This window comes from Rhizobium sp. B21/90 (genome assembly GCF_019355815.1).
Classification (GTDB): Bacteria; Pseudomonadota; Alphaproteobacteria; order Rhizobiales; family Rhizobiaceae; genus Rhizobium; species Rhizobium rhododendri.
Map to the genome: position 1 here is coordinate 585,158 of NZ_CP072163.1, position 23,223 is coordinate 608,380.

At 57.9% G+C, this 23,223-nt stretch carries 25 protein-coding genes and 2 pseudogenes; 12 read left to right on the forward strand and 15 right to left on the reverse strand.

The genetic code is table 11. The annotated features are described in order from the left end of the window. Window positions 1–163: 163 nt before the first annotated feature. The 5 genes and pseudogenes from J5278_RS20860 to J5278_RS20880 all read right to left on the reverse strand — a co-directional run bounded on the left by J5278_RS20860 (window position 164) and on the right by J5278_RS20880 (window position 2,448). A complete protein-coding gene (locus J5278_RS20860; RefSeq protein ID WP_219258988.1) occupies window positions 164–454 on the reverse strand; it encodes a hypothetical protein in 291 nt (96 codons plus the stop codon). A 71-nt stretch (window positions 455–525) separates the two neighbouring features. After that, window positions 526–954, reverse strand: coding sequence for a type II toxin-antitoxin system VapC family toxin (locus J5278_RS20865; protein ID WP_209186127.1), 429 nt, complete (start codon window positions 952–954; stop codon window positions 526–528). Then, window positions 951–1,190, reverse strand: coding sequence for an Arc family DNA-binding protein (locus J5278_RS20870; protein ID WP_209186126.1), 240 nt, complete (start codon window positions 1,188–1,190; stop codon window positions 951–953). Before J5278_RS20870 ends, J5278_RS20865 begins: the two co-directional genes overlap by 4 nt. 255 nt (window positions 1,191–1,445) lie before the next feature. After that, window positions 1,446–2,160: pseudogene (locus J5278_RS20875) on the reverse strand (IS6 family transposase). Between the two features lie 39 nt (window positions 2,161–2,199). Next, window positions 2,200–2,448, reverse strand: a complete 249-nt coding sequence (locus J5278_RS20880; protein WP_142831608.1) for a hypothetical protein — start codon at window positions 2,446–2,448, stop codon at window positions 2,200–2,202. A 349-nt stretch (window positions 2,449–2,797) separates the two neighbouring features. On the opposite strand from J5278_RS20880, the gene J5278_RS20885 reads away from it, so the two are divergent. Then, a complete protein-coding gene (locus J5278_RS20885; RefSeq protein ID WP_209207006.1) occupies window positions 2,798–3,142 on the forward strand; it encodes a hypothetical protein in 345 nt (114 codons plus the stop codon). Between the two features lie 1,060 nt (window positions 3,143–4,202). Here the strand turns inward: J5278_RS20885 and J5278_RS20890 are convergent. Continuing rightward, complete coding sequence (locus tag J5278_RS20890) at window positions 4,203–4,607, reverse strand: helix-turn-helix domain-containing protein (RefSeq protein WP_209187025.1); 405 nt, start codon at window positions 4,605–4,607, stop codon at window positions 4,203–4,205. Between the two features lie 725 nt (window positions 4,608–5,332). Then, window positions 5,333–6,964, reverse strand: coding sequence for a sensor histidine kinase (locus J5278_RS20895; protein WP_219258990.1), 1,632 nt, complete (start codon window positions 6,962–6,964; stop codon window positions 5,333–5,335). Between the two features lie 951 nt (window positions 6,965–7,915). Here J5278_RS20895 and J5278_RS20900 point away from each other — a divergent pair. The 5 genes and pseudogenes from J5278_RS20900 to J5278_RS31135 all read left to right on the forward strand — a co-directional run. Then, window positions 7,916–8,626, forward strand: a complete 711-nt coding sequence (locus tag J5278_RS20900) for a haloacid dehalogenase type II (protein WP_209183069.1) — start codon at window positions 7,916–7,918, stop codon at window positions 8,624–8,626. 287 nt (window positions 8,627–8,913) lie between these two features. Further along, window positions 8,914–9,444 carry a phosphate-starvation-inducible PsiE family protein gene (locus tag J5278_RS20905; protein WP_219258992.1) on the forward strand — a complete coding sequence of 177 codons (531 nt, stop codon included), beginning with the start codon at window positions 8,914–8,916 and terminating at the stop codon, window positions 9,442–9,444. A 657-nt stretch (window positions 9,445–10,101) separates the two neighbouring features. Next, window positions 10,102–10,581 carry an Hsp20 family protein gene (locus tag J5278_RS20910; protein ID WP_209183070.1) on the forward strand — a complete coding sequence of 160 codons (480 nt, stop codon included), beginning with the start codon at window positions 10,102–10,104 and terminating at the stop codon, window positions 10,579–10,581. Between the two features lie 95 nt (window positions 10,582–10,676). After that, window positions 10,677–11,186, forward strand: a complete 510-nt coding sequence (locus J5278_RS20915) for an Hsp20/alpha crystallin family protein (protein ID WP_143123089.1) — start codon at window positions 10,677–10,679, stop codon at window positions 11,184–11,186. A gap of 70 nt (window positions 11,187–11,256) precedes the next feature. Next, window positions 11,257–11,610 (forward strand): annotated as a pseudogene (locus tag J5278_RS31135) (NADH dehydrogenase ubiquinone Fe-S protein 4); the annotation flags it as partial. A 278-nt stretch (window positions 11,611–11,888) separates the two neighbouring features. Here J5278_RS31135 and J5278_RS31140 read toward each other — a convergent pair. Genes J5278_RS31140 through J5278_RS20940 form a run of 5 tightly spaced genes read right to left on the reverse strand, consistent with a single transcriptional unit; the run spans window position 11,889 to window position 15,390 of the window. Continuing rightward, window positions 11,889–12,089: a hypothetical protein gene (locus J5278_RS31140; RefSeq protein ID WP_224129430.1), complete on the reverse strand. Its 201-nt coding sequence runs from the start codon at window positions 12,087–12,089 to the stop codon at window positions 11,889–11,891. A 36-nt stretch (window positions 12,090–12,125) separates the two neighbouring features. After that, complete coding sequence (locus J5278_RS20925) at window positions 12,126–13,106, reverse strand: aldo/keto reductase (RefSeq protein ID WP_209183071.1); 981 nt, start codon at window positions 13,104–13,106, stop codon at window positions 12,126–12,128. Between the two features lie 15 nt (window positions 13,107–13,121). Next, the gene (locus tag J5278_RS20930; RefSeq protein ID WP_219258998.1) at window positions 13,122–14,108 is read right to left on the reverse strand and encodes an aldo/keto reductase; all 987 of its coding nucleotides are present in this window, start codon (window positions 14,106–14,108) and stop codon (window positions 13,122–13,124) included. 32 nt (window positions 14,109–14,140) lie between these two features. Further along, window positions 14,141–14,968, reverse strand: coding sequence for an SDR family oxidoreductase (locus J5278_RS20935; protein ID WP_209207023.1), 828 nt, complete (start codon window positions 14,966–14,968; stop codon window positions 14,141–14,143). Window positions 14,969–14,973: 5 nt separating this feature from the next. Next, a complete protein-coding gene (locus J5278_RS20940; protein ID WP_219259000.1) occupies window positions 14,974–15,390 on the reverse strand; it encodes a cupin domain-containing protein in 417 nt (138 codons plus the stop codon). A 97-nt stretch (window positions 15,391–15,487) separates the two neighbouring features. Here J5278_RS20940 and J5278_RS20945 point away from each other — a divergent pair, with 97 nt between their 5' ends. From J5278_RS20945 to J5278_RS20970, 6 genes are all read left to right on the forward strand, one after another. After that, entirely contained in the window at window positions 15,488–16,381 is an 894-nt protein-coding gene (locus J5278_RS20945; protein WP_209207025.1) for a LysR family transcriptional regulator, read from the forward strand. A gap of 143 nt (window positions 16,382–16,524) precedes the next feature. Then, window positions 16,525–16,824 (forward strand): hypothetical protein, encoded by a 300-nt coding sequence (locus J5278_RS20950; RefSeq protein WP_219259002.1) that lies wholly within the window; start codon window positions 16,525–16,527, stop codon window positions 16,822–16,824. Then, entirely contained in the window at window positions 16,824–17,255 is a 432-nt protein-coding gene (locus tag J5278_RS20955; RefSeq protein ID WP_142831622.1) for a type II toxin-antitoxin system VapC family toxin, read from the forward strand. Before J5278_RS20950 ends, J5278_RS20955 begins: the two co-directional genes overlap by 1 nt. Window positions 17,256–17,614: 359 nt before the next feature. Beyond that, complete coding sequence (locus tag J5278_RS20960; RefSeq protein WP_142831623.1) at window positions 17,615–17,929, forward strand: helix-turn-helix transcriptional regulator; 315 nt, start codon at window positions 17,615–17,617, stop codon at window positions 17,927–17,929. Window positions 17,930–17,931: 2 nt separating this feature from the next. After that, on the forward strand, window positions 17,932–18,396 hold the full coding sequence (locus J5278_RS20965) for an SRPBCC family protein (RefSeq protein WP_219259004.1): 465 nt from the start codon (window positions 17,932–17,934) through the stop codon (window positions 18,394–18,396). Between the two features lie 40 nt (window positions 18,397–18,436). After that, window positions 18,437–18,853: a GFA family protein gene (locus tag J5278_RS20970; protein ID WP_209183075.1), complete on the forward strand. Its 417-nt coding sequence runs from the start codon at window positions 18,437–18,439 to the stop codon at window positions 18,851–18,853. 336 nt (window positions 18,854–19,189) lie between these two features. On the opposite strand, the gene J5278_RS20975 is transcribed toward J5278_RS20970, so the two are convergent. Genes J5278_RS20975 through J5278_RS20985 form a run of 3 tightly spaced genes read right to left on the reverse strand, consistent with a single transcriptional unit; the run spans window position 19,190 to window position 23,206 of the window. After that, on the reverse strand, window positions 19,190–20,617 hold the full coding sequence (locus tag J5278_RS20975; protein ID WP_209188196.1) for an arabinose isomerase: 1,428 nt from the start codon (window positions 20,615–20,617) through the stop codon (window positions 19,190–19,192). A 25-nt stretch (window positions 20,618–20,642) separates the two neighbouring features. Then, complete coding sequence (locus J5278_RS20980; protein ID WP_142832538.1) at window positions 20,643–21,647, reverse strand: ABC transporter permease; 1,005 nt, start codon at window positions 21,645–21,647, stop codon at window positions 20,643–20,645. Next, window positions 21,644–23,206 carry a sugar ABC transporter ATP-binding protein gene (locus J5278_RS20985; RefSeq protein ID WP_219259005.1) on the reverse strand — a complete coding sequence of 521 codons (1,563 nt, stop codon included), beginning with the start codon at window positions 23,204–23,206 and terminating at the stop codon, window positions 21,644–21,646. The genes J5278_RS20980 and J5278_RS20985 overlap by 4 nt, the downstream gene beginning before the upstream one ends. Between the last annotated feature and the right edge of the window lie 17 nt (window positions 23,207–23,223).

Genomic DNA, 23,223 nt, shown 5'->3' on the forward strand with positions numbered 1-23,223 from the left:
GGCAACGAAGATGAGCCTGCCTTATCCAGAACAATCGCAATGCTCCGCTTCGCTCTCGTAACTGCGACGTAGAAGCTGGAAGCGGAATTTGCCTCTAGATAGGCACCAGATGCGATGAACTTAGCGATGGGCGCGGTCGGGACTATCAGGACGCGTTCATATGTCAGTGCTTCACTCCATCCAACCTCTGCATAATCCCTAGAACGATCCCCTCGATTTGATCGGTGTGAAGCGCGGGATGCATTATCTCGTCGCAAGTTACGGTGTTGTAGAACAGCGCCGAAAGGCCGTGTTCTACGATGTGCTTTTGGATTTCTTCTCGAAGAACGTCCAGTGACAGACGATAGACCCCAAAGTCCCGCGCGAGATCACTTTTATAGAATCTGTTGAAGAAGTCTTTGATGTTGTCTCCATCCCTGAGATTCTTCACCCCGATGATGCTCGAATCGATCATGGTCTATCCCCGAATCTTTGCGCCGCACTGTTGCGCGTCATGCCGCCGCTGGATCGGAAGGCGTTAGTTTTTCAGCCATTAGATGCCTCCCACGGATTGATGACAGTCAGGCCGGCGGCCTCGAAAGGGCTGGTGTCGCGGGTGGCGATCATCAGACCATTCGCCTTGGCCGTGGCAGCGATATAGCCGTCTGAATCGCCGATCGCCTTGCCCTTCTTCGCCGCTGCGGCCCGCAGCTCGGCATAAGCCTGGGCGGCGGCTTCATCGAACGGCATGATGCGGCCCCGGAACAAAGGCAGCATCAACCGATCAAGCTTTTCCTGCACGGCTTGTTTCTTCTTGCCGTCAGGATGCACGGCGATGCCGTAGCGCAATTCCGCGAGTGAGATCGCAGCGACGTAGAGCGTTTCGACGGCCTGCGTATCGATCCATGCGGCCACCCGTGGATCGGGTTGCGACTTGAGCGGCTCGGAAATGACGTTGGTATCGAGCAGGATCATTCAAAGCTCACCGGCGGCGACGGGGTGCGGTCTCGCTCGATCGTCAGATCGAAGCCGCCGACTTCCTGGCCTATTTGTGTGAGCAGGCTGCCGAGTTTGACTCGGCCTTCCGGCTTGGCGGCCTGTTCCAGGATGATGCGAATTTCCGCCTCGGCGCTGCGACCGTGCTGAGCAGCGCGCACCCGAAGCGCCCGATGCACTTCGTCGGGCACGTTTCGGATCGTGATAGATGCCATGGTATTGCACCTCCTTTAACTGCTGCGAATGATATCAGTTCTTATATATGCAAGCAAGGCTGCCCCTCCCTGTCGAGACAAAAAAGCCGGCCGGAGCGGGGCAAATCATTGGGTGATGCCCCGGAACGCCGGGGCGCGGGCACTGTAGCTGGTGGCGGCTGAACTGCTCAAAAACCCAATGACCCGTTTTTTGCACATCTGTCGGCACCGTAAAGTTAAAGGGCTGCGGCCAAGATTGGCAAGTGCCGATTCCTCTCACGCAGCTTGCAGTCGCGCGACCTCACTCCACATTTGCATGGCTGCGGTTCTCAGTTCACGGTGATGGTGGGACGGGATATCGTGGCGTGGAATGTGGAAGAGATTGGCGACCGGGTCATGGATGGAGACGAAACGCTGGAGATGTCGAGCTGACGAAGCCCTTCATGATGCGCTCTCGCCGTCGTGTCGGCTGATGTGAATTCTCCGCCCGGTTGTTCAATCCCTTGTGCGAACGGTGTTCGACGCCGGGCATGATGTCGCGTTTGGCCGCGCCGTAGGATCGGAGTTCGTCGGTGATCATCACACGGGGTGCGTGACCGTGTCCTTTGAGAAGCTTTCGCATAAGACGTTTGGCTGCCTTGGTATTACGGCGGCTCTGCACCAGCACATCGAGAACAAAGCCATCCTGATCAACGGCCCGCCACAGCCAGTGCTTCTTGCCGCCGATGGAGATGACGACTTCATCGAGATACCATTTGTCGCCAAGCTTTCCGGCTGACCGACGCCGGATTTCATTGGCAAAGTGGCGACCGAATTTCTCGACCCAAAGGCGGACTGTCTGGTGCGAGACAATGATCCCGCGCGCCGCCAGTAAGTCTTCGACCATCCGCAGACTGAGCGGAAAACGAAGATAGAGCCAGACGGCCTGGGCAATCACTTCAGCCGGGAACCGGTGGCGGCGATAAATGGGATCACGAACGGCTTGGGTCATGCCGCAAAATCGCACAGGCAAATCGCCGCGCGGTTAACGTTACGACGCCCGGTTGGCGCATGTAGCCTCCTGGCCCACCGGGTAGGCAAAGGCGGTGAAATCGAGATCGTCCTCTACCGCGAAGCTATGGCCATTTTCGGAAAGAAATCGAGCGTCGTGGGCGCTGAGCTGGTCATACGCATACCGTTCTAGGAAAGCTTCGTCAGACCTGAAGTAGGCGCCGGCATCATCTGCGAACAACAAGCCCTCGCCTGCAGCGTGCCGGAATCTCAACGGAAACACCGTCATTTGCCCATCACACCTTCCATGACCCTTGTCCGAAGCGCAAGATTGTCGCTGTAGACCTTTTGCCGATACAAACCGAAATTTAAATCGCGTCGGATCGCGTTAGCATCCTCTGTGGGGCATTCGATCGCTACTTGGTTTGCTTCAACGAAGAAACGGGCCGCCGGATACAGGAACCCGAGACGGACTATTGTGTCTGCCAAAAATTGGAGAAACGAAGTTGGAACATTGATGTCCAGCTTTACGTATTCCTCGCTCCGAACGTCCACGACGTACCCCCAACCCTGACGCTCAATCGCGTCACCACCCTTGGCGGCACACTATCAGGTTGTTGACAGGTTGTTGAGAAATCTTGCCGGACTTCGAGGAAAAGTTCGTGCCGAAACATTTTTTTCAGGCCCGATTGACTCTCTCAGCGGCAGGGAACAAAATAGGAACATATTCCGCGATTGGGATTGTGTCTTACATTTTGGGGAGTGCCGACGTGTCAGCTATTGGTTGCCATGATGATATTGATTTGTCCGAAGAATGCTTGGTGAGAGACTTGGTTGCCGCTTACGGGCGGGATGCGATCGCTGCGCTTCGCGCCGTGATTGAGGACGCCACGTTCGAACAGAACGAGCTTCCGACGGCGCCCGGCATCCTCAGTAGCTTTTTCGCTCAAGGATGGCAGCCCCACTTCCAGCGGGAGGCTTGAAAATGAGACACCGTCGCGGCGTTGAGTTGGCGCCATTTCAACCTGCAATTTTTCGGGAGTTCGATGGCTACGATTTTGACACCATCCGGATCTTGAAGGAATGGGAAGTGCTGGGAGCCAAATGCGGAATATGCGGGAAGACTGTTTGGCTGGACAAAAGCGCATTTATCCAACGCTATGGGAATCAATACCTTAGGTACATGGGTAGCAAGCTTCGGTGTACCTGCGGCAACCGCGAGGGTAACCGTGTGCTGATAGGGAAGCTTGGAAGAGACTGAGATCACTACTTGCGTTTGAACGGATCTGAACCGCGACCCCGTAATTGCCGAGGGGCGTAACGGCTATTTATGGAACCCTAACGGACTAACTGCCTGCCTTTCCGGGCGGACACCGACGCTGATCCTCTTCCCTCTATATTGTCCCGCACCCGCCATGGCGAAATCCGATGTGGCACCGCAATCCAACTTCAGAGTGAAGAATCTCTTAACCGGTAGCTGTTTAATCGGATAGGCTGCGCACCCGCGCAGCCCAACGAGGTTTGCAGGAAGGATCGTGATGATGGCCTGACAGTCGAGCGGCGGTTGGAAAGCCAGGTTAAAAAATGGCACTGGTTGCCGAAGTGTTTATTGGGGCTCTGAACGTGCGGATGTCATCATTGGCAATGAGGCTCCTCATGAGACCGTATACGTTGACGCTGACTGATCAGCAAATCGTACAATCCTCATGCAAGCGGGACGGGCCATACGTTTTCTAAGGCCCCGGTAAAGTAGCTTGACAGGTTCGACGCCTTCACACCATTATTCTTTTCCAGCCATGCCACCAGGTCGGGCATGGTTACGTCCCGTTTCGCATTTACGTTGATGATAATAGCATCCTACTAAGGGCCCAATTTGCCACTGCCGCTGGGTTGCCCGACGCGTTGCGCCCTGCGTTATCGCATTAACGTTCCGCTGGCGAAGATCCAAAGAGTAGGTGCGTGACATGGCAAGTCCTCCTGCCATGTTGAATTATAAATCGAAGCCAAGGGAAATCGCCGGATTCAAAAAGGCCGCGCGACGCTCTAGTCATGGGATCCATCCTCATCTTCGGATGCCAAATCAGACACCGCGAGCGAGCGAATGAGTGCGAGTAGTGCGGTCCGCTGCTTTCCCGGAATAGTATCGAACAGTTTCATCGCCTTTATTGCAGTGCTGGATTGGTCCTTGGCACGGGGGGTAGTCACAGCACCCAAGTCGACGTCTTCGACACCGTAGAACAGGTCCACGATGGGGCAGCCAAACAGGCGACAGGTCATCACAATTTTGCTTGCACTGATCCGGTTCGCCCCTTTTTCGTATTTTTGAACCTGCTGAAACGCTACGCCGAGATGCTCCGCCAAGGTTTCCTGAGAGATGCCTAGGCGGACGCGTAGGAAGCGCATATTTGCGCCCACCTGCAGATCGATGGCATTGGGGACTTTGGTCATAGCGGTCGTCCTAATCTTGATGGAAGGTGATGGGTATCTACTACACTCTGTTCCGCAAAACTTCATCGATGTTGGGGACGCGATACCAATTTCATCACTTGCCAGCCGCTTCTCCCGGTCCCTTTCGGTTCACGTGAGTTGCACGGCCGCATCCCACGCCTGGCACCAATCAAACTGCCGAAACAGCGATGGGAGGCCGTTTTAAAAAGAATACTGCGCGTCGACTGCGGGTGGAGTGACTGACATAGGATGTGGCATAAACAGCTAAGACAGAAAACCCGACTGCGGGTGTGCTAGCGCTTTCAGCAGTTGTGTCATGGAGTAACCCGAGACGATTGAGGCGAAGCCGACGCTACATCGAAGCGACGTACTGGAAGGCAATATCAGGATTCTGCTCCCTAGCCGCAGCTACTCACGTACGATCGTCTTAATGATTCTCGTGAGCACCTTGAAAGATTCGTCGGCGTCTCTGAGAGTGGCCGCTGGGGCAAGAGGATGATCAATTATAGGTCTAAGTGTCGTCGCGACTTTAGAAGCCGATTGTTTGAGGCTTTCAACTGGCGTGTCCGAATTCTCGATTTCGACCGCGACCGCGTACATGGCGCGGTAGCTGCGAACTGCCCGACAGCGGTGAAGTATATGGGAGATGTTGCTCTCGAGAGGAACGGCATCGGCTGGACGATTGGAAACCCGGAGCCGCCCCTGACGGGCAGCGCCTGGCGTAATTATCTTGCGGCTCGCAATCCAGCAGATGGCGCCGTGAGTTGACAGACAACACCAGTCACTTTGTAATCAACATGGACATCAGCCGCCATTTCGATCGCCAGGATCTGCTGTATCATCCTTGATCCAAACCCTTTTCGCTCGGGCGGCCGAACCGGTGGGCCATCATGCTCGGACCAGGTGAACCGGAACTCAGGGTCGGGAGCGCCGGTCTCAGAGCCAGAAGACCAAGTGATCCTGATACGGCCGGAGGGCTCGCGCAAGGCCCCGTACTTGACGGCATTGGTGCACATCTCGTGCAGGGCCATCCCAAGCGCCAAGGCCGCTTTGGAGTGAATCGTCAGATCCGGCCCCAAGACGCTGAACTGAGACGCCTCCGGATTATCGAAGGGTGTGACGGCTGCCGCCACGAGTTCGGCAAGACTGGCAGCTTGCCAGTCGTCCTTCATCAGCAACTGATGGGCTCCGCTCATCGCGGTCAGTCGTTTGCTGAAAATTTCAAGCGCTTCGTCCGTGCGCTCGTGGTCCCGGAAGGTCTGCCGAGCAACCGCCTGGACAGTCGTCAAAAGGTTTTTGACGCGGTGGTCGAGTTCGCCAACCAGCAATTCCCGCTGCTTCTCGGAGCGCCGCCGCTCCTGGCGGGCGGCAACAAGCTCATCCATGAACCGGTCGATCGCCGAGCCAACCACCCCGAACTCGCCATCCCGTTCGTCCATGCCGGTGCGCGCTCCCACATCATCCTTCTGCCAGGCCTTGATGGTTGTGACCAACCGGCTAACCGGCCGACGCACGAGTTGGGTGCTTGTGAACCAGGCTAGAAAATAGGCTGCAATGACACCCAGGAAAACGATCGCCAGACTGATGTAGGTCGAGCGGTTCAGGTCGGCATAGAAGTCAGCGGTAGAGATGCCGGCACTGACATAAAGGCCTGCCGCATTACTTGCAGGCGGATAATAGCCAAGGATGCGGTTTGTCCCGTCCTGGCTGCTGACTTCCAGTGTGCCGGGAGCAAAAGCGCTGACTAGCCCCAGGTATGCGCTAGGGATTAGAGTGCCGACAAACCTGTTGGGGAACGGTTCCCGCGCCAGGATGACGCCGTTGCGATCCGCGACGGTCAGTGCGTTGTTACGACCAAAATCGCGCTCTTTCAGGCGTGCCGCCAGCCAATTCAGATCCAGCGCCCCGACCACGATGCCGGAGATGCCTCCCGTGTCAGCCGTGATCGGCAATGCCAAAGGCAGAACGTTGGTGCCGGAGACCCTACCCTTGGTGAATTCGCCAACAACGAAGGTGCCTTTGCTCATGGCTTCGCGAAAATAAGGCCTGTCGCCAATTGTGATGCCCAAGCCCTTCCCGTCCTGAATACAGCGCACGGTGCCACCACTATCGACCACACCGAGGCTGGCAAACTGCGGCAGGCTCTTGCCCAAGCGCTGCAAATAAGTGTTGCAGCCATCGACGTTGAATACCTGAACCACCGGAGCAGCTGCCAGGGTGGCCATCACGTTCTGCAAGCCATCGATGATCCGCGTTATTTCCAACGAAGCCAGTTCACCCGAGCGCAGGGCCTCAACCTGAATTTCGCGCTCCTTTACTATGCGGGCAGACGCAACATTGTAGAAAAGGATCGCCATCGCCGGGGCCAGGGCCAGCGACGTCAATAGGAATAGGCGGCGAGATAGCCGAGCCTTAGCGATGTTCCCGTCCTCCCCTGAAGTAGCCAGGTCTTGTCATCCGCATTTACACGGGACAAACTCTTAAACAAGAGGAAAAACTTCCCGAAGTCAGCGCCATGGCAACGATAACGGAGGGCCCTCTCACAGGCCGTACGAAGTTTGCAGTATTTGCCGGAGCCCGTGAGGCGTGTCTTCGAGAACCAGAAAGCTAGTAACGGGCGAGCGAGTGACCATCGCTATGTTACTCATGGCAACCACGCTTAAAATGAATATACAGAAATCGCTTCGATGACCGAGAAGATGGCAAGAGACGAGATATTTGATCTATCGGCCGCTCTTAAGGATGCGAGCGCAAGGCTGACACACTATACACCGAGGTCTTCGCTCGCTGACTGGCTAAGATGGAGGCTGTTGTCCGGAAAATTATTGCCGCCGTTCAAAGGACGGAGGGAGACGCGGAGCTCCCGCCAGGTGGAAAGCTGCACTCGCTAGACCATAGACGAGACCGCAGGCGGATGGGTCGGGCGCCCGGCTGCCGTTTCGTTGGCTACGGGAAGAAACTGGAAAAATCCCCGTATTCACCATCCCCATCGTGCCCAGTTGACACGCTTGCGATCTCGAATAGACAATGAGTTTTGAATTCCACTGTTCCGCCAAATGTTTTCTGTCCGCTGGCGTGCAGAACGACCTGAGCACGGACGGGAGAGTGACAGCACGGCAGTTCGCTCCCTACGCGGAATGACATCGAGCAACGGGCGTGCTTTCATAGAAGCACGGGACGGCGGGGCGACATAAGAAAGTAGGCAAGGTTGGTCAGTGAGTGGCGACCAGGATGTTCAATAGCGTACCAGCGCTGTGGTGAGTTCGTCTCGTTGAGATAGGAAGCGATGTTTCGAGGAGCAAGATTCGATGCCCGACCCCAACGCCTTAATGTTCACTCTCGATCCCGCGCCGAAGGTTATTACCTTCGATTGCTATGGCACGCTCGTGCAGTGGTACGAAGTACTTCTGCGCGAGATCGGTGCAATACTGACAGCGCATGATGCGGGCGGCGCCAGCGCAACCAAAATTCTCGAAAGCTTCTCCGCGCAAGGGCAACGGCTGACGGCGGAGAGGCCGCACCGGCTTTACAAGGATGTTTTGCGCCTCGGCTTCGCTGCAGCATTCGCCGAACATGGCCTGACGCCGACCGCAGCCGAAATCGATCGCATTGCGTCGTCACCGATGGTGATGGGTCCGCACCCCGAGGTTCCGAATGTCCTGCGTCGACTGCGCGAGCGCTATAAGCTCGCGATCTTCACGAACTCTGACGACGATCTCATCGCGCCCACCGTTGCGCGCATCGGCGTACCCTTCGACTACGTCATCACCGCGGAACAGGCGCAAGCGTACAAGCCGTCGCGCCAGTTGTTCGAGTATGCCTACCGCGAGATGGGCGTGACGCCAAGCGAGACGGTGCATGTGGCGATGGGGATGTACTGGGATATGAAGGCGCGACACGAATTGGGTCTGCGCGGCATCTGGGTGAACCGGCAGCGGGAGGTAGGCAATTCAGATTGGCGGCCCTATGCAGAGGTCTCAGATTTGAACGGTGTGGCCGCATTGCTCTTGCCAGCATGACGCTGCCCGGCGTGGAAGATCTTCCGTCTGGCGTAGATGGGGAGCCTTGGCCCTCGGCTAGCGGCGTCCGGGCTCAGGGGCATGGTGCTTGACGATATCATTCCGCAGAGCGAGCTCTTCGCCGGCAGGCTCTACAGGTCACGTGAAGACTTTTCGCTTTCAGGTGACTCGATCCTCAGGGGGGTATCTGATCGAACAACCGCAGTGCTCGTGGCAGGTTCCCTGTTTTTGCCATTTATGGAAGCCAAATACTACCGTTCAGTTCAATAACAGCTGAGGCGGAAGAGATGATAGACGAGGCCTACCATCAGAGTAAAAACAGAATCTCAGATCCAAATGATGCACTGAGCGACATCCGTCGCTCTTGGTCAGCCCTCAGCCTCTACGAGCGTTTCGAGCAACTGGTAATCGTTGCGTTGACAGCCCTGATCAGCCTTGTGGTCATCGCTGCATTGGCGGGGTTGTCGATCCGGGTTTTCCAGTTAGTTGCGCAGGGCATTATCGACCCGGCCGATCACCGCGTTTTCCAGACCGTCTTCGGCATGATCTTTACGGTGTTGATCGCGCTAGAATTTAATCACTCGATCATCAGCGTCCTCAAGCGCCATGAACACATCGTCCAGGCCCGCGCCGTGGTACTCATCGCCCTACTGGCGCTGGGAAGGAAGTTTATAATTCTGGATGCCTCGGCCACGGAACCGCTGACAATCCTGGGCCTGGCCGTCGCGATACTATCGCTTGGTGCGGTCTGCTGGCTGGTGCGCGACCAAGACCGGAAGGATGCCTTGGAAGAGCGTTGCCGACCAAGTTCACGATAAGATCGTCGACCGTAGCCGGCAGACGGCGGCAACGAACAATTTTGGATCTGATCCTGTTGAACGGTAACCAAACTGTCGAATTCGGGTTCCGTGCGCTTTACGAGGAAATTCGATGTTGCGATCGAGCCCGCTCTTCCTAATTGCTGTGCCGGCGGTGACCCTGAGCGGTCTGGTCGTCATAAATCCTTCCGGCCGGAACTTGGGCAACCGAGTGGCTTCAGACACGTTCGGCAATGAGTCGCCTGATCTTGATCGCGAACGCAACACCTCGTTATTTTGATGCACGGCCTGGGTGGTGCAAGCTCGCTTCTAATGCAGGTAGCTGGGCATTGGCGGCAGGCTTTGCCTTCGACGTAGGTTGTGTTGCGCCGATTGCACCGTTTCCTTCAGCTCACGTCGCGGGACCATGAATGGTAGTGATTTCGTTTCATCACCCTTTCCTCCCGCTTTAAGGGGAATTGCGCTGTCTGAGATAGGAGTGCGCCATTTAGAAAAAAGTATTGCGGTACCGGTTGGCAACCTCTTGAACAGCCAAATTGCTGAAACTAAATCGTAGTCATCCGAGGCCCCATCGGGTCCGGTGCCGTCGCACGATTGGTTATATCCGCGACACAAATCGAAACTTGTACCCATGTTGCTTCAATGGAGGATGTGGCTATGAGAAACACTACTTTCGACTATGCACCTGTGCTTCGGTCGAGCATTGGTTTCGACCGGATATTGGATGCGCTCGGCGCAGCAAGCCGCGCCGAGACGATCGACAACTGGCCTCCCTACGACATTGCCAAGACTGGCGAGGACGACTACCGCATCAACATGGCGGTGGCCGGCTTCTCGCAGGACGAAATCGACATCACCCAGGAGCAAAACATGCTCGTGGTGTTGGGGCAGAAGGCGAGTGAGGATGACAGCCAGTATATGCATCGCGCCCTTGCCGGACGCGACTTCAGGCGCCGCTTCGAGCTCGCCGATCACGTCAAGGTCATGGGTGCCAACCTGATAAACGGTATGCTGGCCATCGATCTCAAGCGCGAAATCCCTGAAGCAAAGAAGCCGCGCCGGATCGAGATCAGCTCCGCGATTGCGCGGCCCAAAGGCGAGACGAAGCAGATCGAGGCCGAGAAGCAGGCGGCATAGGCTCCCACAATAGCCTAGCTTGCAGAAACGTGCTGGGCATTGCCCGGCGCCACAGCACCGCTTTACCAAGTGAACCAAGAGAAAGGAGAAAAACCATGAGTGTTCGTGATCTGATTCCCTGGCGCCGCAACGACGGCAACCAGGCTCCCAGTCTCCTGCGAAATGACGAACGCGATCCGTTCCTGTCGCTTCACCGCGAGGTGAACCGCTTGTTTGATGACGCGTTCCGTGGCTTCGGCTCTGGCCTGCCATCCCTCGGCAACGGCGCCGCGTTCGGCATCGGCTGGCCAAGCGTCGAGATCTCCGACACTGAGAAGGAGATCAAGGTGACCGCCGAAGTGCCGGGCCTTGAAGAAAAGGACATAGAAGTCTTGCTCAACGACGGCGTGCTGACGCTGAAGGGCGAGAAGCGCTCCGAGAGCGAGGACAAGGATCGTCAGTTCTCCGAGCGCTACTACGGCCGTTTTGAGCGCCGCATTCCGGTCGGCGTCGAGGTCGATGAAGACAAGGTCGATGCCAGCTTTAGGAACGGCGTTTTGACCGTGACCTTGCCGAAGACTGAGACGGCGCAGACGCAGGTCAAGCGGATCGCCATCAAGAGCTAACCGGACCAACCAGCCCGGCGGTCAGCCTTATTGGGGGCCGCCGGCATCCTTCGCCAACAGGGAGGGATAGATGATGGAGATTATCAGAGAGACACATCACCCAAGCAAAAGACCGGCATCCTTCGGCCGGGCCTCCAATGATAACCGGCGGAATCGTCCAGCTTTCGGCCGCTCTGTATTTCCCGGAGATGCCGTCGCCCACATTTCTAAACCATCACGCTCGGCGATGACATCGAGCAAAGCGCGAATGAACGGCTGGCTGCTCGTCTTCGAGCGCCGTAGCGCGCCGTTCATCGAGCCTTTGATGGGCTATACGGGCAGCAACGACACGCTCACACAGGTAGAGCTGGCATTCCCGACCCTGCGATCGGCCATCCGCTATGCCGAGCGACAGGGTCTGACCTATGTCGTGCAGCGTCCGGTAACGCCGTCGACCAGCGCCAGGCGGATAGCTTTGGACAAGCCGGGTCTCCCGGCCGAACGCCACCTCTGTCGCCGATCGTACGAAAAGCCGGGCCATAGCGCTCCAGACAAAAGCAGCGCACGGATTTCGGTCAATTCGGCTTGTCCGCCAGAACGGCCTCGGCGAGCCCAAGCGCTAGCACCTCGGCATCCGGGCGAACGGCATAGATCGGCGTTACGACGTCCGCCACCGCGAAAGGTGCTGTCGACCATATCGGGATTCGAGGCAAGACTGTCGTGTCAGTTGATCCCCAACAGCTCGGCAAGCTCCTTGAAGAACGGTGTGGTGATAATTCCGGATCGACGCGTTAGCATTCGTGCTGCTAGCTCCTGGTTCCTCCACGTGATCACGGCGGTCGCGCCCTGGGCGATAAATTCCTGAGCGATGCCGAAGCCGACGCCCGAGTTGCCGCCGGCTATGACCGCGGGCCAACTGTCCATTGGCCCCGAGCACCAGCACTTTCGGATTACCGACGGTCATCGGTCGATCCGGGCCTGCTGCTGGGGTGAGTAGCGTTCGCCCTGGATGGCAATGCCGGCCACGGCATCATTGATCGCAGCGAGGTCGGACGCTGACAGAATGATGTCCGCCGCCGCAATGTTTTCATCCAGGCGGTGCAGCTTGGTCGTGCCGGGGATCGGCACGAACGTCCGGCTTTGCGCCAGCACCCACGCTAGTGCGAGCTGGGCAGGTGTCACGCCCTTTTCCTTCGAGATCCCGGCCAGCGTATCGACGATGCCCTGGTTGGCGGCACGGTTTGCCTCACTGAAGCGCGGGACGGAATTGCGGAAGTCGTTCTGAGTGAAGCTCGTGCCAGCATCAATCGTGCCGGTGAGGAACCCTTTGCCCAGCGGGCTGAACGGTACGAACCCGATGCCCAGTTCTTCCAGCACGGGAATGATCCCTTCTTCCGGCTCCCGCCACCACAGTGAATACTCGCTCTGCAGCGCGGTGACTGGCTGGACAGCATGGGCGCGGCGGATATTGGCGACACCCGCTTCCGACAGCCCGAAGGCGCGGACCTTGCCTTCCGCAATCAGGTCTTTGACCGTGCCGGCCACGTCTTCCATCGGCACGTTCGGATCGACCCGGTGCTGGTAGAGGAGGTCGATATGGTCCGTCCGCAGGCGCTTGAGGCTGTCTTCGACGGTGCTGCGAATGAGTTCAGGCCGGCTGTTCACGGCGCCACCGCCAGGGATATCAAATCCGAACTTGGTGGCGATCACCACTTTGTCGCGGATCGGCTGCAGAGCCTCGCCGACAACCTCTTCGTTCTTGTAGGGACCGTAAACCTGAGCGGTATCGAAAAAGGTGATGCCGCGCTCGAAGGCGCCCCGGATGAGCTTGACCCCATCAGCAACCTCGAGGGGCGTGCCGTAGGATTGGCTGATCCCCATGCAGCCGAGCCCGATGGCGGAAACTTCCAATCTGCTGCTTCCCAGAATACGTGTCTTCATCGTGTTTCTCCTTGTTTAGCGGTCGATAGCGGCATCCAGCCCTTCGGAAAGAGGTGCCCCCTGAATGTCTATGGTGGCGAACGCGTCGTTGATCTCGCGCAGGTCGTCCTCGGTCAGCTTGAGGTCTGCAGCTGGCAGGTTGTCGTCGAGATGGGCAACCCGCGTGCCGCCGGGGATCGGCACGATCCAGGGCTGCTGAGCCAGCAGCCATGCAAGTGCGATCTGTGCCGGTGAGCTGTTCTTGCGGGTGGCAAGGTCTTTGAGGAAATCGACGACTTTAAAATTGGCTTCCAGTGCTTCGGGCGTGAAGCGCGGGAAATCCCTGCGCAGGTCGTTCGGGTCATCGAACGTCATGCCGCGGGTAATGGCACCGGTCAGAAAACCTTGGCCCAGCGGCCCCCACGCCACCAAGCCGATGCCCAGTTCCTCGCAGAGAGCGAACTTGGTCGTCTCCGGCTCCCGCATCCAGAGTGAATAGTGGTCCTGAATGGCGGTCACCGGCTGCACGGCGTGCGCGCGACGGATGTTGGCAACACTGGCTTCTGACAGCCCGAAGTTCCTGATCTTGCCTGCGCCAATGAGGTCCATAACGGCGCCAGCGACCTCCTCGATAGGCACAGCCGGATCGACGCGGTGTTGATACAGCAGGTCGATATGGTCGGTGCGCAGGCGCTTCAGCGACGCATCGACAACGTCTTGAATATGATCTGGCCGGCTATCGAGGCCGACGATCTGTCCTTGGTCATCAATCTTGAAGCCGAATTTCGTGCAGATGAGAACCTCTTCCCGCACTGGCTGCAGGGCTTCACCAACCAGTTCTTCGTTGGTGAAGGGCCCATAACCCTCTGCCGTATCGAACAGTGTCACGCCCCGGTCTGCAGCAGTCCGGATGACGCGAATGGCCTCTGTGCGATCGGTGGCCGGGCCGAGGCCGAAACTGAGGCCCATGCAGCCGAGACCGATGGCCGAGACGTCGAGGTTGCTACGTTTACGTGTGTACATGATGGTGTTTTTTCGGATTGGTTGAGTGGAGGCTACTTCGGCGCCAGTTCGCCATAGCGGTAGGAAGCTGTGACGCCGCCATCCATCAGGAAGTCGCTCCCGGTGATGAAAGCGCCCTCCAGACCCATCAGCAACGCACCGACATGGCCGACCTCATCCGGGTTCGCCGCCCGGCCGACTGGGCTCAACTCAATCATGCGGCGGTAGCCTTCGCCGCGCGGGCCGGTCAGTTCGTCGCGGGCCAGCGGCGTGATGACAATGCCGGGGCTGATCGTGTTGATGCGGGCGCCGCGCTTACCCCAGCGAACCGCTTCCGCCATGACCCGTAGGGAATTGCCGCGTTTCGAAAGCTGGTAGGCGTTGAGCGGATCGGTGACCACGTCGGCCTGCAGCCACGGCAGATCGAGCAACTCGTCAACAGGAAGTGTGGCAAGCGCCGCGTTCTGTTCCTCGCTGAGGGCGCCGAGGCGGTGACCCGACTGGGAGGCGATCACGACCCCCGCGCCACCGGGCGCGATGACGTTGCCGAACTCTTCGAGTACCAGTGCCGTGCCATACAGGTCGACCTTGAGGATCGTCGCGGGACTGGCCTGCGACGGCGACACGCCGGCGGCGTGGATGACCCCTGTCACGTCACCAAGTCCGGCGGCGGTTTCGACAAGCGCGTGGACGGAAACGCGCGACGCTACATCGACCGTGGCCGTGCTGACCTTGAAACCCGCATCGGCGAGAACCTTCGCGGCAGCCTCCGCGTTCTCGATGCGCAGATCGGCGAGCAGCACGTGCTTGCCCGAGCTGACCCTGCGGGCGATGGCCTGGCCGATCGAGCCGGCACCAATTACAACAATGACATCTGTCATGTGACTCACTTTCCTGATTGTTCGTGGGCGGGGCCGTAGTGCTCGTCGCTAACTTGCTCCATCCACTCGACGACCTTGCCTTCGAGGGCTTCCGCGATGGCGATGTGTGTCATGGCCGCGGTGGGCGAGGCGCCGTGCCAGTGTTTTTCGCCCGGTGCGAACCAAACGATATCGCCCGGGCGGAGGTCCTCGACAGGACCCCCTTCCCGCTGCGCACGACCGGACCCAGACACGACAAGAAGTGTCTGCCCGAGCGGGTGGGTGTGCCAGGCTGTGCGCGCGCCAGGCTCGAAGGTGACCGTAGCGCCACCAATGCGGGCCGGAGCCGTAGCGGAGAAAGGCGCGTCAATTCGCACCGTGCCAGTGAAATAGTCGGCCGGGCCTTTGACAGAGGCCTGGGATCCGTTGCGCTTGATATCCATTGTCGCACCCTTTCTGTCTGATGAGTGTAAGATACGCTTGCCCGATCATTCTAATTAGATGGTATGATCCGCATGAACATATGCCGGAGAGCCATGAATGCTGCGCGAGAACCTCATCGATCTGTTGGCCCTGCGCGCGGTGGCGCAGGATCGGAGTTTCACCAAGGCGGCAGCCAAACTCGGTTTTTCCCAGTCGACGCTGAGCCACACGATCCGGGAGCTGGAAGCTCGCCTGGGGGTCCGGCTGCTAACCCGCACCACACGCAGCGTCGCTCCCACCGAGGCGGGCGAGCGTCTGCTGCTGTCGATTGGGCCGGATCTGGATCACATCGAGGGCGAGCTGGCGGCGTTGAGCGACTTCCGCGACCGTCCAGCCGGCACAATCCGCATCACCTGCAGTGAACATCCCGCCGATGCCATCCTACGTCCTGCCCTGCAGAAGATCCTGCCGGTTTATCCCGACATACGGGTGGAGGTGATTCTCGATAACGGGCTCACTAATATCGTGGCAGAGCGTTATGACGCCGGTATCCGTCTTGGCGAGCAGGTCGACAAGGACATGATCGCGGTGCGGGTAAGCCCAGAGGTCAGCATGGCGCTGGTCGGCTCGCCCGCCTACTTCGAGAATTGCGAGAGGCCGCTGACGCCACGCGACCTGGTCGGACACAACTGCATCAACCTACGCCTGCCGACCTTCGGCGGGCTCTATGCCTGGGAATTCGAGAAAGACGGCCAGGCGCTTAACGTGCGCGTCGACGGTCAGCTGACCTTCAATACCGGAAGTCAATCGCTGAAAGCTGCCATCGCAGGGCTTGGACTTGCCTTCGTCACTGCGGATATGGCAGTGTCGGCGATGAGCGAAGGCAGTCTCATCCGCGTCCTTGAAGACTGGTGCCCGCCCTTCCCCGGTTACCATCTCTACTACCCCAGTCGGCGCTTGCCCTCACCTGCCTTTGCCGTCCTGCTGGAGGCTCTGCGTTATCGAAGCTAGCGACGCGCACTTTGCCCGCCTTGAAAGGAATCGAACCATCGACCGGGAGATTCGCCGGCTTTCAAATCTTAGCCAAGTCCAGTGCTGGTCTTGTGCGCTGAGGTCTTTCCAGCTATATTACCGGGAATAGCTAGGAGGTCAAAATGTCTAGTTCCCAGACCCGCGCAATTCAAAACTACAGATCCCGCTTGAGTGACCGTGGGCTCGCTCGTTTCGAAGTCATGGGCCGCGACGCCGATCGTGACCTCATCAGAATGTTAGCGCGCCGCCTCGCAGAAAATGGCCCGGAGTCCGTCAAACTACGTGCGGCTTTAAATGATACCATCAATGGTGAACCGCCAAAAAAAGGCGGAATTCTCGCAGCGCTTCGCCGCTCTCCACTTGTCGGCGCTAACCTTGAAATCTCTCGTCAACGTGAAGAAAGTCGTGAGATCGATCTTTAATGCGCTACCTTCTCGATACCAATATCCTGAGCAACATCACAAAGCCGGAGCCATCGGTCGCTTTGATGACATGGATGGCCGATCAGACCGACGATAGTCTTTTTATCGCTTCACTTACTGTGGCTGAAATCCACAAAGGCATCTTGGAGAAGCCCGCCGGCAAGAAGCGTACTTCTCTCGAGAGCTGGTTTGTTGGTGATGAGGGGCCGCAGCGTCTCTTCGCCAATCGTATCCTACCCTTTGACGAAACGGCAGCTCTCATATGGGCGCGATTGATGGCCGAGGGAAAAGCAATCGGGCGATCACGCGGTGGCCTTGATACCATCATAGCGGCCACCGCCCAGGCGAACGGATGCATCGTCGTGACCGACAATGAGAAAGACTTTTACGGCATAGAGATAATCAACCCGCTTCGCATCGGCAAAGGCTGAGCACGAACTACTCGCCTTGACGGGGCTCGAACCGCCGACCCCATCGTTGGCTCATTCGTTCGCGCCGAATTTCGGTGTGCGGGCAGCTATTTGCTTTCGGAAATGGCTGACAGGGGCCGCTTCGCGACTGTCCGGCTTTGGTGGTCTAGGCTAAAATAGCTGCCAAAGAGCGCGAGCTGCATCTAGGCCTGCTTCCGACTTCATCCCAGTCATAGCCGACAAGTGACAATCTCTCCGTAAGCGGACACTTGTATCTGTAGTTGGAAGTTCACGAGTGCGGATCGGGCGCATGCTCCCACCCGCCCCTTGACATGCAGGTATTTACCTGCATATTCATGCACTCGTACAGATTGAGACCAATGCACGCTGACAAAGTTTTCAAAGCGCTGGGCGACCCGACACGCAGAAAGCTGCTCGACCTTCTCTGCGAGAGGAACGGGCAGACGCTCAGCGCGCTCTGCGAAACCCTGGACATGGCCCGGCAATCCGCCACGCAGCACCTCGGTATATTGGAGGATGCTAATCTGGTGAGCACGGTCAAGCGTGGGCGCGAAAGGCTGCATTTTATCAATCCAGTGCCGCTGCACGAAGTCTACGAGCGGTGGGTGCAGAAATTCGAACGCCAGCGGCTCAGCCTGCTGCACGACCTGAAGAAAGAACTGGAAGGAGAGTAGCAATGACCAGAGAGACGACCAGCTTTGTTTATGTAACCTATATTCTCTCGACGCCCGAAAAGGTGTTCGAGGCAATAACGAAACCGGATGTCGCAAGGCGTTACTGGGGCCACGAGAATATTTCCGACTGGAAGATCGGATCGAAGTGGGAACACATTCGTGCCAATGATGAACGCTCCGTCGAACTTGTCGGCAAGATCATCGAGATCTCTCCGCCGACCCGTCTAGTCATGTCCTGGGCGAATGCTTCGCAGGCTACCGATCCGGCCAGTCACAGCCGTGTGACCTTCGGAATAGTAGAGTATGACGATATGGTCAGGTTGACTGTCACCCATGACGACCTAATTGCGGGCAGCGGCATGGCGAACGGCATCAGCAAAGGCTGGCCAACCGTCCTCTCCAGCCTGAAATCCCTTCTCGAAACCGGCAAGGGTCTGGACATCTTCGCCAAGCCAAAGGCGGCCTGATTTCAGGCGGCGTCAAATCTCACTCTCAGAAAGAATAGTCATGACCAAAGCCTATACCGGCGGCTGCGCCTGTGGTGCAATCCGCTATGAAACGGCGGGCGAACCTATCTTCGAGAATCACTGCCAATGCGGCGATTGCCAGAAACGCAGCGGCACCGGGCATGGATCCTATCTGACGTTCGCGCAGCGCGCCGATGTGACAATCTTGGGCGAGGCCAAAAGCTGGCGGGTTGCGGGCGAAAGCGGAAATGAAAAGATACACGCCTTCTGCCCGGCCTGCGGAACTCCAGTTTACCTGACATTTGCCGCGATGCCGGAACTGATAGTGGTACACGCTGCCAGTCTCGACGATCCAGGCAGGTTCAATCCGCAAGTCGTCACATATAGTGTCTGCGGCCAAGTGTGGGATAAGATAGATCCTTCGCTACAGGCATTTGAGCGAATGCCGCCCTCATAATTTTCGCCGAAATAGCCCGAATTCGCAACTGTATTAACGGGTCCGATAAGAGCTCGATCGGGACATCTAGTCATTAAAATGAAAGTCGGCTTTTCAGGAACGACTAGCAAAAGAAGACAGGCCGATTCCGTGGACCGTCAGCTTATAGGAGATCGAAAAGCAGCTCGAATGGCCAAAATGACGGCGCAAAGCTGCCATGGAGAATGGGTCGCAGCCACTATTGAGCACAAAGTCGAACCGATATTTCAGGTCTTGAAGGGATATGAACGTCCGGCTCGCTATTACGCTTGTGCGGACAGAATATCGCAATATCAAACAGAGAGGCTGAGCCAACGCTCAACAGACCTTTACGAATGGAATGTCTAAAAGCTCTGCCAGCTTTTCAATCTTACCGCCGATGTGGCCGACACCGACGGCACAATGGTGTGCTGGCCCTTGCGCGTTCCAATTCTCCGTAAACGCTCGTGCGCCAATGGAGAATTGATATCGGCTGTTGGTGTTTCCGATTTCCAGGATAGGACCCTCGACCGAAAAGCCCTCAGCGCAAAGCAGCTTGAGCGTGCCCGCGATTTCGACCACGGAAAGCAATGTGACTGGTCCGTGCTTGACAGACATTTCAACGCTGACGCCCGAGCCGACTTTACCGTGGAAAACTTGGAGGGGCCGTATCTTCGTACGGCCTTCGGCTATCTTCGTGTGACCTGGGCCATCATGGCCCATGAGGACGACGTCAGCCTTGAAGTCCATTGCGTAGTACTCTGTGAACGATCCGCCAGAGCCGAAACTGTCCATAATCTTCATCGCCTGAGCGTTCTTGATCTCGTATTCACCAGCAACCGGAATACCCTCGGCCGTCAACATCGAGCACCCGACGATAACGGATGTGATAATGTTCTCGTATTCATGGCCGGGAACGGATTCGTAGTAGTAGGCCAGAGAACCGATGCGCTTGAGTTCCACGAGCTTGCGGAGGGCAACGGCGGTCTTTGCGGCCCGCGTCAGTTCCTCTTCGTCGCAATCGGCCTGCACATCGAAATCGGACTTGATCTTAGCGAGGCATGCCAGGATTTCGCTGTCGGAGACTTCGCGCCTCAAGCGCGCCAGTTCGTCGATTTCCAAAACCTCGATATGCGTGCCGAACACGGCGCTTTGCGCGGTGAGATCGGAGTAGATATCGAGCATGCCGTTGTAGTAACGCCCCATCACCCCGAGCCTGTTGTGCGCCATGATATGAGCAACGCGGGCCGCCTCGATCCATTCCTCGATCGCGTTTTCGACGATGGGGTCATCCTCGAGGACGCCGGTAACCTGGTGGAAGCGAATACCCGCCCGAGTGAAGACGTTGGCGATCTCCGGCACCGGGCACGCCGCGCAATGGGCAAGCCACTCGCCCGTCATAGCCGTCCTGTCGCCGAGTGCGTTGAAGGATGCATAGTCGATCGCAGCCACCGGTTGTAGGTTGAGAATGATGACCGGAACTTTGGCGCGGCGGACAACAGGCAGCACCGTCGAAGACAGCGCGTAGGTCGTTATAAACAGGAAGATGATATCGACGTCAGCCTCCCGGAACGCATGACCGGCGTCCAGAGCCTTTTCCGGAGTATCGATCAGACCGAGATTCACGACGTCCACGCCAGGGCGCTCGAGCTTCGAGGCAACGACGTCGACATATCTGCGTAACCGTGCCTCGAGCCCTTCGAATTGCGCCCAATAGGCTTCTAGGCCGATGCCAAACAGGCCAGCCTTCAAGGGACGCTCAGACATTCTGGTTCTCCGGAAAAATGTGGTTTCAGCCTTGCAGGCGGACGCGGAGTTGATCGAGACCAACCGCCAACAACAACACGACGCCGCGCGTCACATCCTGCCAGAAGCTCGACACATTCATGAGCGTAAGGCCGTTGTTCAGCGTTCCGAGGATCAACACGGCGATCAGCGTGCCCCATACGCTGCCGCGCCCGCCGAACAGGCTCGTGCCTCCCAGGATGATAGCCGCAATGATGGTCAGCAGATGCTGACTGGCGGCATTCGGCGCTGCGGCACCGAGCATGGCTGACAGAATGATGCCAGCAGCTGCTCCAGAAATGCCGGAGACCACGTACAGGATCAACTGCGTCCGCTCGACAGGTACGCCAAGAAGGCTGCTTGCCTCCGGGTTGCCCCCGGTCGCATAGACGAAACGACCGAACGGCGTCTTTGAAAGCACCAGCCAAAGAACGACGAAGACGACCAGCATCAGGATGACGGGGAACGGTATCGAAAGAACACGACCGGACCCCAGCCAGTTGAATGCCGGAACGAATAGCGGCTTGCTCAGGCCCCCCGTCATGACCATGGATATCCCGGAGAAGATGCTCATCGTTCCCAATGTCACGATCAACGGGTTGAGGCGCAGCTTGGTGACGATCAGGCCGTTCAGGACGCCGACCCCTGCGCCTACGAATAAAGCCGCCAGACACCCGATCCAGATGTTCATACCGTTCGCATGGATCAATGCGACGATGACACCTGCGAGACCCGCGACGGCTGCGACCGAGAGATCCAGTCCGCCACCGATAATGAGCGGCGTGCCCGCTGCGGCCATCAACCCGATGAAGGCCATGTTGGTACCGATGTTTGCAAGATTGCTGACTGTAAGGAAATAGGGCGACAGCAGCGCGAAAGCGGCGAGAATGACGACGTAAAATACCAGGAGCACGACGATGCCCGCGGCCGGCCGTGCCAGAACGTCCGCCAAAGAGGGACGCCCGGGCTTCTCCGCTGGCCCATGTTCCACGATCGAACCAGACTTGCTCATGCTTTCTCCAATTCATTCGAGGCGCTCGAAACGGACCTCGTTTCTGCCGCCTGCATCAGATCCGCCGCCGATGCCTGTGGTCCGAGGACTGCGACGACTTTTCCGTCTTCAAAAACGAGGGTCCGGTCTGCGAGGCCGGCAACCTCTTCGGCGTCCGACGATACGAGAAGTATCCCCATGCCGCCGACCGCAAGGCGGTGGATTTCGTCGTAAATCTCCCGCCTTGCGCCGAGATCGACGCCGCGTGTCGGCTCCTCGAGGATTAGAAGCTTTGGGCTGCCGAGCAGCCAGCGAGCAAGACACAGCTTCTGCTGGTTTCCGCCCGACAACAGGCGTATCTCCTGCTCCGGTCCCGTGGTCTTGACGCGAAGGGTTTTGATCCAGTGCTGCGAAATCGCACGCTCTCGCGCGGTGTCGACCACTCCAAAACGTGTGAAGGATCCAAGGTATGGGAGAGTCGTGTTCGTCCGGACCGTGAGATTGCCGATCAGACCTTGCCGCTTGCGTTCCGCCGCGACAAAACCGATGCTGTTTTCGATGCTTTGTTTCGGACCGGAGAGTTTGATCTCCTTGTCAGCCATCCGCAGGGATCGCGCCCTTGCAGATGGTTCCGCGCCGTAGACGGCTCTCCCCACTTTCTCGATACCGGAGCCGATCAGGCCGAATGCGCCCAGGATTTCGCCGCGTCGCACCGAAAACGAAACGTCCTCAAGCCAACCGGGCAGCGAGAGCCCGTCGACCGTAACGACGGTCTCTTCCGGAAGAGCGACGGATTTCGGAGGAAACAGGTCACCGAGGTCACCACCAAGCATCGCCCTGAGTACTTCCTCATGGCTGGTGTCGGCGGTCCGGAATTGCCCGCGCACTTCGCCGTCTCGCAGCACCACGATCCGATCCGACAGCCGGAAGACTTCGTCGAGATAATGCGAGATATAGATGACCGTCACGCCGTCTGCGCTCAGTGCATCGATCACACCGAAAAGCGTTTCGGCATCAGCCTCTCCCATTGAAGCCGTCGGCTCGTCCATGATCAGAATTCTGGCTTTCCCGGCCAACGCTCTGGCGATCTCGACGATACGCTGCTCCGGCAGAGAGAGGGATCCCATCCTGCGATCCGGTACGATGTGGGCGAGACCCAATCTCGAAAGCAGTGCCAGGGCCTGGCTTCGCATGGCGTTCCTATCGACGAAACCAATCCCGGCCACCTTCCGTAAGGGCATCGACCCTAGAGCGATGTTTTCCGCAACCGACAGGTCCGGATGTACCGAAAGTTCCTGCGGCATCAAGCGAATGCCGGCGGCGATGGCAGCACGAGCAGACGTGATGTCGACGGGTATGCCATCGATTTCGATGAGGCCCGCATCACAGGAATAGACACCGGACAGGATTTTCATCAAAGTGGACTTGCCGGCGCCATTGGCTCCGAGCAAGGCCACGACTTCTCCGGCGTCTGCCGAGCAACTGACGTTTTTCAGCACCTGCACGCCGGAAAATGCCTTTGTGACATCGGTGATCCGGAGCCGCGGTACGCGGGTCCCTATGACTGGTTGCGTTTGCATACCTCTCTCCTCCGCTC

Excerpts from the sequence above, each read along its gene's own strand:
- J5278_RS20865 (WP_209186127.1), bottom strand. The coding sequence starts at position 954 with ATGATCCTGCTCGATACCAACGTCATTTCCGAGCCGCTCAAGTCGCAA.
- J5278_RS20925 (WP_209183071.1), bottom strand. The coding sequence starts at position 13,106 with ATGAAGACACGTATTCTGGGAAGCAGCAGATTGGAAGTTTCCGCCATC.
- J5278_RS20910 (WP_209183070.1), top strand. The coding sequence starts at position 10,102 with ATGAGAAACACTACTTTCGACTATGCACCTGTGCTTCGGTCGAGCATT.
- J5278_RS20985 (WP_219259005.1), bottom strand. The coding sequence starts at position 23,206 with ATGCAAACGCAACCAGTCATAGGGACCCGCGTACCGCGGCTCCGGATC.
- J5278_RS20890 (WP_209187025.1), bottom strand. The coding sequence starts at position 4,607 with ATGACCAAAGTCCCCAATGCCATCGATCTGCAGGTGGGCGCAAATATG.
- J5278_RS20880 (WP_142831608.1), bottom strand. The coding sequence starts at position 2,448 with ATGACGGTGTTTCCGTTGAGATTCCGGCACGCTGCAGGCGAGGGCTTG.
- J5278_RS31140 (WP_224129430.1), bottom strand. The coding sequence starts at position 12,089 with ATGGACAGTTGGCCCGCGGTCATAGCCGGCGGCAACTCGGGCGTCGGC.
- J5278_RS20975 (WP_209188196.1), bottom strand. The coding sequence starts at position 20,617 with ATGTCTGAGCGTCCCTTGAAGGCTGGCCTGTTTGGCATCGGCCTAGAA.
- J5278_RS20980 (WP_142832538.1), bottom strand. The coding sequence starts at position 21,647 with ATGAGCAAGTCTGGTTCGATCGTGGAACATGGGCCAGCGGAGAAGCCC.
- J5278_RS20945 (WP_209207025.1), top strand. The coding sequence starts at position 15,488 with ATGCTGCGCGAGAACCTCATCGATCTGTTGGCCCTGCGCGCGGTGGCG.
- J5278_RS20860 (WP_219258988.1), bottom strand. The coding sequence starts at position 454 with ATGATCGATTCGAGCATCATCGGGGTGAAGAATCTCAGGGATGGAGAC.
- J5278_RS20915 (WP_143123089.1), top strand. The coding sequence starts at position 10,677 with ATGAGTGTTCGTGATCTGATTCCCTGGCGCCGCAACGACGGCAACCAG.
- J5278_RS20930 (WP_219258998.1), bottom strand. The coding sequence starts at position 14,108 with ATGTACACACGTAAACGTAGCAACCTCGACGTCTCGGCCATCGGTCTC.
- J5278_RS20895 (WP_219258990.1), bottom strand. The coding sequence starts at position 6,964 with ATGGCGATCCTTTTCTACAATGTTGCGTCTGCCCGCATAGTAAAGGAG.
- J5278_RS20970 (WP_209183075.1), top strand. The coding sequence starts at position 18,437 with ATGACCAAAGCCTATACCGGCGGCTGCGCCTGTGGTGCAATCCGCTAT.
- J5278_RS20950 (WP_219259002.1), top strand. The coding sequence starts at position 16,525 with ATGTCTAGTTCCCAGACCCGCGCAATTCAAAACTACAGATCCCGCTTG.
- J5278_RS20960 (WP_142831623.1), top strand. The coding sequence starts at position 17,615 with ATGCACGCTGACAAAGTTTTCAAAGCGCTGGGCGACCCGACACGCAGA.
- J5278_RS20965 (WP_219259004.1), top strand. The coding sequence starts at position 17,932 with ATGACCAGAGAGACGACCAGCTTTGTTTATGTAACCTATATTCTCTCG.
- J5278_RS20900 (WP_209183069.1), top strand. The coding sequence starts at position 7,916 with ATGCCCGACCCCAACGCCTTAATGTTCACTCTCGATCCCGCGCCGAAG.
- J5278_RS20955 (WP_142831622.1), top strand. The coding sequence starts at position 16,824 with ATGCGCTACCTTCTCGATACCAATATCCTGAGCAACATCACAAAGCCG.
- J5278_RS20935 (WP_209207023.1), bottom strand. The coding sequence starts at position 14,968 with ATGACAGATGTCATTGTTGTAATTGGTGCCGGCTCGATCGGCCAGGCC.
- J5278_RS20940 (WP_219259000.1), bottom strand. The coding sequence starts at position 15,390 with ATGGATATCAAGCGCAACGGATCCCAGGCCTCTGTCAAAGGCCCGGCC.
- J5278_RS20870 (WP_209186126.1), bottom strand. The coding sequence starts at position 1,190 with ATGGCATCTATCACGATCCGAAACGTGCCCGACGAAGTGCATCGGGCG.
- J5278_RS20905 (WP_219258992.1), top strand. The coding sequence starts at position 8,914 with ATGATAGACGAGGCCTACCATCAGAGTAAAAACAGAATCTCAGATCCA.